Genomic DNA, 7,429 nt, shown 5'->3' with positions numbered 1-7,429 from the left:
CGAGCCCGAAGACCCAGGCCGCCAGCGTCATCGTGGTGATGGTGGTCAACACCAGCGCAATGAGGTTCAACCAGATGCCGGCCTTGAGCATGTGGGCAATCTCGACATGGCCGGAAGAGTAGGCGATGGCGTTGGGCGGCGTCGCAACCGGCAGCATGAACGCGCAGGTCGCGGCGATCGCCACGGGGATCACCAGCAGCATCGGATCCACGCCGAGCCCGACGGCGACCCCACCGATCAGCGGCAGGAACGCAGCCGCGGTGGCCGTGTTACTGGTGAGCTCGGTCAGCAGCAGCACGATGCCAGCCACGATGGCGATGATCAGGACCAGCGGCAGCACATCGAGTCCGGCCACCCGCGTGCCAACCCAGGCGCTCAGACCGGTTGCGGTGAACTGCGCCGAGAGCGCGAGGCCTCCGCCGAACAACAGCAGGATGTCCCAGGGCAGCGCCCTAGCACTGGCCCAGTCAAGCAGGGGCACGCCCTTCTTGATATTCGCTGGGATCACGAACAGCAGGACAGCGACCACCATGGCGATGACGGCGTCAGCAATGTTCGATCCCGGCCACAGCAAGGGGACACTGATCCAGGCAGCCGCTGCGAGTACGAAGATCACACCGACCTGCTTCTCACCGGTGTTCATCGAGCCGAGCTTCTTGTACTCATCCCGGATCAGCTGGCGCCCGCCCGGGATCTCCTTGATCTCAGGCTTGTAGAAGACCTGGGTAAGGAGGAACCAGGCAATGAACATGAACACCACCGACATTGGCACGCCGACCAGCATCCACTGGCCGAAGCCCACCTGAATGTCGTGGGTCTCGGCCAGGTAGCCGACCATGAGTGCGTTGGGTGGGGTGCCGATAATGGTGCCGAGCGAACCGATCGACGCCGAGTAGGCGATGCCCAGCATCAACGCGATGCCGAACCGCTTCGGTGGTTTGCCGTCGCTGACAGTTGCCACCAGGGTGAGAACCGAGATGCCGATGGGCAGCATCATCACGGCTGTGGCGGTGTTGGAGACCCACATACTCAGGAAGCCGGTGGCGATCATGAAACCGCCGATGAGTTGGCTCGGCTTGGTACCGACCAGGAGGACGGTCGCGAGCGCAATTCGTCGATGCAGGTTCCACCGCTGGAGCGCGAGGGCCAAAAGGAACCCGCCCATGAACAGGAAGATGATGGGGTTGGCGTAGGGCGGTGCCACCTCATCAATGGTGGACACGTTCAGAATCGGGAAGAGGACCAGGGGCAGCAGCGCTGTCGCGGCCAGTGGGATGGCCTCGGTCATCCACCACAGCGCCATCAGGGCGGCGATGGCGGCGGTCACCCTGGCGGGCTGCTCAAGGTCGGTCGGCAGGGTCAGATACATGATGATGGCGACGACGACGCCGGCCACCAGGCCGATCCTTTTCCGCATCAGCACCCGTCTATCCTCGGCAGGCTCCAGCATGCCGGGTGCAGCCGAGGTATCGACCTCTTGTTTGTTTGACGGCTGTTCGGTTGACGGCGTTGTCACGGTGTATCCTCCCGATGGGAGCGTCCGGGCACCCGAACGCTGACTACATATGCAACCCCATGAATCCAACCAAGTAAAGCTGGGCAGTTGTACGACGGCCGGCCGTGGGAGGATTCTGAGCATGAACTTCTTCGACCGGTCCGGCCGCAAGCCCGTTGTGACAGTGCTCGTGGGGGACCGCCCGGTGGTCGGACTGGAGCGGGTTGCGGCGCTGGCGGAGCTCCGAGAAACCGACGCCGCCGGCCTGCCGATGGCGCTCCGCGGAGCCGACGTGCTTTACCTCTGGGACTTCTTCTCCGGCGCGGTCGAGCCGGCCTGGAAACACGCCGATTCCTTGACGTGGCTGCACGTCGCAGCGGCCGGCGTCGACAAGCTCCTTTTCCCCGGTTTGATCGAATCCGCTGTCACAGTAACGAATGCGCACGGCGTGTTTGACCTTCCGATGGCCGAGTACGTGCTCGGCGCCATGCTGTTTTCCGCCAAGGACTTCGGCCCCACCCGCGACCTACAGCACAACCGGGTCTGGGGCCGGCGAACCACCCGCAACATCGCCGGCGCGCGGGTCCTGATCGTGGGAACGGGAAGCATTGGCCGGTGCACTGCGCGACTCCTGAGTGCGGCGGGCGCCGACGTCGACGGCGCCGGCAGAGTGGCACGGACCGGCGACCCCGACTTCGGCACCGTCCACAGCAGCTCACACCTCACGGCGGTGGTCGGCGCCTACGACTATCTCGTCCTCGTGGCCCCGCTGACCGCCCAGACAGAGGGGATGGTCAGCGCCGAGGTGCTCGCCGCGATGGCACCAACCGCGGTTCTGATCAATGTGGGGCGCGGCCGCCTCGTCGACGAGGCGGCGTTGGTGCGGGCGCTCGACGACGGCGGCATCGCCGGAGCGGTCCTGGACACCTTCGCCGTCGAGCCCCTCCCTCTGGCCAGCCCGCTCTGGGGGATGGACCAGGTGCTCATCTCCCCTCACATGGCCAGCGACGCCGATTCCTGGCTGCAGGATCTGGCCCGCCAGTTCGAAGACAATTTCCTGACCTGGTATGCGGGAAAGCCGTTGCCGCACCGGGTGGATAAGGCGCTCGGGTACGTGCCAACCTCTGGCGCTGACAGCTGACCGCGGCACCCCGACCTTTTCTCCTGCGGAATAGATTCTCTTCTTTCGTGCGTTGCGGCTATTAGGATCTGCTCCTCCCACACCACGTCAAAGGAATTTCTGTGTCTCATAGTGCCCCGCCCTCCGCTGCGCGCCAGCCGATCGAGCGCCAGCCGGCCGGGAGCCGGGAAGACGCTGCGGAGGCCAAACGCAACAAGCTCGTCATCTCGCTGCTCCTCGTATCCGCCTTCGTGGTGATCCTCAACGAGACCATCATGAGCGTGGCACTGCAGTCGCTGACCGTGGACCTCGGCATCACCGTCAGCGCCGGCCAGTGGCTGACCACCGCGTTCATGCTCACCATGGCAGTGGTCATCCCGGTCACCGGGTTCCTGCTGCAGCGGTTCCACACCCGCCCAGTCTTCATGGCCGCCATGTCCCTCTTCAGCCTCGGCACCCTGGTGTCCGCGCTGGCGCCGGGCTTCGAGGTCCTGCTGGTCGGCCGGATCATCCAGGCGAGCGGAACCGCCATCATGATGCCGCTGCTGATGACCACCGTGATGACCCTGGTCCCGCCTGCCTCACGCGGGCGCACCATGGGCAACATCGCGATCGTAATCTCGGTGGCCCCGGCCATCGGCCCCACCGTCTCCGGCCTGATCCTGAGCGTGCTGGACTGGCGCTGGCTCTTCTGGCTGGTCCTGCCCATCGCCGTCGGCTCGCTGATTCTCGGCGCCACCCGCATTCAAAACGTCACCACACCGCGGCGCCTGCCCATCGACGTCCTCTCGGTAATGCTTTCCGCCCTGGCGTTCGGCGGCATCATTTACGGCCTCAGCCAGTTCGGTGAAGCAGCCGAGGGCGGCGGACCGGTTCCACCCTGGCTGCCCCTCGTCGTCGGCGGCGTAGCGCTGGTCTTCTTCATCCTCCGCCAGCGCAGCCTGCAGCGCGCCGACCGCGCCCTGCTGGATCTGCGAACGTTCACGTCCCGCACGTTCACCATCTCCATCCTGGTGATCTCCGTCAGCATGATGGCATTGTTCGGCACCATCATCCTGCTGCCCCTGTACGTCCAGAACGTGCTGGGACTGTCACCGGTGGTGGCGGGCCTGCTGCTGTTCCCGGGCGGGCTGACCATGGGTCTGCTCGGCCCGGTGGTGGGGCGCATCTTTGACAAGCGCGGACCCCGCATCCTGGTGGCGCCCGGCGCGATCCTCGTCAGCCTGGTGTTCTGGGGGTTGACGATGCTCAGCGAAACCACTCCCTTCCTGATGGTGATGGTGGCTCACGTTTTCCTGAGCATCGGCCTCGCCCTGATGTTCACGCCGCTGTTGACCTCGGCCCTGGGATCGGTCCGGCCGCAGCTCTACTCCCATGGCAGCGCGATTGTCGGCACCGTCCAGCAGCTCGCCGGTGCAGCGGGCACCGCGCTGTTCATCTCGGTGATGACCATCCAGGCATCTGCCCTGCTCGACGGCGGTGCCTCCGAGGTTGCTGCCGAGGCGGGCGGCATTCAGGCTGCCTTCTTAGGCGGCGCGATCGTGTTCATGTTGGCCGTGATCGCCGCGTTCTTCATCCGGAAGCCCGAAGAGGCACCCGTTGATGCTGCCGACGCCCCCATCGACGGCGCCGGAGTGCCGGCAGTCCACTAGGCGGACGGCTAGGGGTGCCTGACTCCGTCCCCATTGAGGACGGCCAGGTACCCCTCCCGGAACGTGGGGTAGGTGAAAGTGAACCCCGTGGCGGTCAATGCCGCATTGCTCAGGCGCTTGCTTCCGGTCCGCGACGTCGACGCCGGCCCCACCTGCGGTGTGGGCACGCCCAGTTGGGCGGCAAGAAACTCAAGGACCTCGCCCTGATCGACCGGCTCATTGTCGACGCCGATATAGACCGGACCCGGCTCGCCCACCTGGGTGGTTAGGTGCACGATGGCCGCCGCCGCATCATCGCGGTGGATCCGGTTGGTCCACTGGACCTCCTGCGGCAGGACCGCGGTGCCGGAGGACAGTTGGTCGATCAGCCGGGTCCGGCCCGGACCGTAGATCCCTGACAGCCGCAAGATGATGGCCGCCGGTCGCCGGTCACGCAGCAGCTCCTCCGTGCTGGCCAGGATTTTCGCCGTGGCAGTGCCGGGCGCCACGGGAGTCGATTCGTCCACCCACTCGCCCTCGTCGCCCCCGTATACGGCGGTGGACGAGACCAGCAGCACTTGCGCGTCGATGCCAGCACGGTCTAGCGCGTCCAGCACGTTGCCGGTAGCAGTGAGATAAGCCGCGCGGTAAGCGTCCTCGGTACGGCCGTCCGCGGCGGTCGCCAGCACCACAATGCGGGTGTCGGCGGGGAGCGGCGGCAACTCGCCGGTCAGATCCACCGGGACGCCCGCAATTTCCGCCGGGAGCTTGTCGGCTGACCTCCGCCATCCGATCACCCGGTACCCCGCCGCGGCGAATCTCAGCCCGGCCTCGGTCCCCAGATCGCCGCATCCAGCAATCAGTACAGTCCCCCGAGGAGATTTACCTTCGCTCACGTCAGAACCCTTCTCGAACCGGTCGAACTATCCTAAAAGTCGAGCCTACAACGGCGCCGGACCTGCAGAAATCCCACCGGTCGAGGTCGGTCAGTGGGATTGTCTAGATTATCCCAGTGACCAGGGCTGACCGGTGGGAGAGTCGGAACTGGCAGGATCCGGTGGGAGAGTCGGAGCGGGCAGAATCCAGAATTTGCTACCCGGCGGCTGCAGGCTCCAGCTCTCGCTCGTTCGCCGCGGCCCGCTTGTCCTTGCGGTGACGGAGCTGGCCGATCAGGGTCACCACAGCGGACAGGACCGCCGAGAGGGCGATGCCGACCCAGAGGTCTAGTTGAAGCGCTGCCGCCCCCACGAGGGCGCCGAGCAGAATCAGTGAGATCGCGAGTGCGCGGCGCACCCAGAACGGGCTCTTTCCGCCGGCGAGGCGCGAATCCGAGGCCAACCCGGTAATGGTGGAGGTCACCACCACCGTGGTGATTTCGGCGACCTTGAGGCGTTTCGCCGTCGCGGCCTGAATACCCATCGCGAGGGCGAGGGTGCTGGTGGTGATACTGCCCAGTAGGTGGTCGGCGGTGACGTCGACCAGGGCGGTGAACAGGGCCAGGCCCCCGGTCAGCCCTGCCACTAGCAGGAAGGTTGCCGATGTTCGTCCGCTCCAACCCTCGGATGCCGTGCGCAACACGCGCCCGCCAATGACGGCGCCAACCATGAAGAAGAGCAGGGCCAGGGCCGGGCGGAGGACCGGGAGATCGCTGCCGCCTGCGATGGCCATGCCCAGCAGAACGACGTTGCCGGTCATGTTGCCGGTGAAGACCTGATCGAGACCCAGGAAACCCACCGCGTCCACCACCCCGGTGGAGAAGGTGAGCGTCAGCATGAGCCATAGGTGGAGTCGGTCGGTGGAGACGGGCTGCCGCTTCATTGGATCCTCCAGGGGTAGATGGACCGTCGCATCACCGTCGGCCTGTATACAAAATGTACCTTTCTGCCTATTGTTGTATGCAATCGGTCGCTTGTGGAAGCGGGCTGCGTGACGCACCCGGACCCATCAAGACCCCAACCCAGTCCACGGACCCGCTCAACGAACCGAAAAGGACCTCGATGACCTATACCCAGCCCGCTTCCTTCACCACCCGGCCCACCCTCGAGGGCACCTTCGGGATGACCGCTTCCACCCACTGGCTGGCCACCGCGTCGGCGCAGGCAGTCCTTGAGCGTGGGGGCAACGCGTTCGACGCCGCCGTCGCCAGCGCATTTGTGCTCCACGTCGTAGAGCCGCACCTCAATGGCCCGGGTGGGGATATGACCGGCGTGTTTGCGACGGCGGCAAACCCGTCCGAGCCCATCGTCCTGATGGGGCAGGGCCCGGCCCCAGCCGCCGCCACCCGCGAGCACTACCTCTCCGAGGGTCTGGAACTGGTGCCAGGCTCCGGTGCGCTCGCCGCAGCCGTACCCGCCGCCGTCGACGCCTGGTTCCTGCTGCTCCGTGACCACGGCACCTGGGAGCTCGGCGACGTCCTGCACTTCGCCATCGGCTACGCCCGGAACGGGCACCCTATTGTCGGGCGGGTGGGTGCGACGATTTCAGCGGTCGCTGACCTCTTCAACGAGCACTGGCCCACGTCGGCAGCGCTCTGGATGCCTGAGGGCAAGGCCCCAGCGGCCGGTGAAATGATCAAGAACGAGGCCTACGCGGCAGTGCTGGACCGGTTGGTGGCTGCCGGGGCGCCGGACGCCACCCGCGAGGAGCGCATTGATGCTGCCCGCCGCGAATGGAGCGAGGGTTTCGTGGCGCAGGCCGCCGTCGCCTTTACCGCGCAGCCGCACCGCCACTCGTCCGGCACCGACCATGCCGGGGTGATGAGCCTCGAGGACTTCGCCGGTTGCCAGGCCACCTACGAGCCCGCCACCACCTTCGAGTTCCGCGGCCACACGATCGCGAAAACCGGGGCCTGGGGGCAGGGACCAGCCCTGCTGCAGACCCTCGCCATCCTCGCCGGGTACGACGACGAGCACCTGGACCCGTCCACTGCCCTCGGCGCCCACACCATCCTCGAGGCGCAGAAGCTGGCCATCGCGGATCGGGAGGCCTACTACGGCGACGCCGACGTTCCGCTGGATTACCTGTTATCCGAGGAGTACTCAGCCCAGCGCCGGGCGCTGATCACCGACCGGGCGTCGGCAGAGTTCAGGCCCGGCACCGTCCCGGGGCGCGAACCCTTCATCCCGCCGCTGCGCACCGAATACACGGCACCGGCTTTGGCCGGGGTGGGCGCAATGGCAGGCG

The 7,429-nt window shown here is 66.3% G+C and carries 6 protein-coding genes; 3 read left to right on the top strand and 3 right to left on the bottom strand.

Features of this window, described 5'->3' with window-relative positions:
* Nucleotides 1-1,516, bottom strand: a 1,516-nt coding sequence (locus K728_RS0106955) for a DASS family sodium-coupled anion symporter (protein ID WP_024476287.1), incomplete at its 3' end; no start/stop codon positions are given.
* 121 nt (nucleotides 1,517-1,637) lie between these two features.
* Between K728_RS0106955 and K728_RS0106950 the strand changes: the two genes are divergently transcribed.
* Both K728_RS0106950 and K728_RS0106945 read left to right on the top strand, forming a co-directional pair.
* Nucleotides 1,638-2,636 (top strand): D-2-hydroxyacid dehydrogenase, encoded by a 999-nt coding sequence (locus K728_RS0106950; RefSeq protein ID WP_024476286.1) that lies wholly within the window; start codon nucleotides 1,638-1,640, stop codon nucleotides 2,634-2,636.
* A 101-nt stretch (nucleotides 2,637-2,737) separates the two neighbouring features.
* Entirely contained in the window at nucleotides 2,738-4,267 is a 1,530-nt protein-coding gene (locus tag K728_RS0106945; RefSeq protein ID WP_024476285.1) for an MDR family MFS transporter, read from the top strand.
* A gap of 8 nt (nucleotides 4,268-4,275) precedes the next feature.
* On the opposite strand, the gene K728_RS0106940 is transcribed toward K728_RS0106945, so the two are convergent.
* Nucleotides 4,276-5,142, bottom strand: a complete 867-nt coding sequence (locus K728_RS0106940) for an SDR family oxidoreductase (protein ID WP_024476284.1) — start codon at nucleotides 5,140-5,142, stop codon at nucleotides 4,276-4,278.
* A 196-nt stretch (nucleotides 5,143-5,338) separates the two neighbouring features.
* On the bottom strand, nucleotides 5,339-6,064 hold the full coding sequence (locus K728_RS0106935) for a YoaK family protein (RefSeq protein ID WP_024476283.1): 726 nt from the start codon (nucleotides 6,062-6,064) through the stop codon (nucleotides 5,339-5,341).
* Nucleotides 6,065-6,243: 179 nt separating this feature from the next.
* Between K728_RS0106935 and K728_RS0106930 the strand changes: the two genes are divergently transcribed.
* Nucleotides 6,244-7,429, top strand: a 1,186-nt coding sequence (locus K728_RS0106930) for a gamma-glutamyltransferase (protein WP_024476282.1), incomplete at its 3' end; no start/stop codon positions are given.

It is taken from the genome of Arthrobacter sp. CAL618, from assembly GCF_000468215.1.
Lineage (GTDB): Bacteria > Actinomycetota > Actinomycetes > Actinomycetales > Micrococcaceae > Arthrobacter_D.
This window is presented reverse-complemented; position numbering and strand designations above follow the sequence as displayed.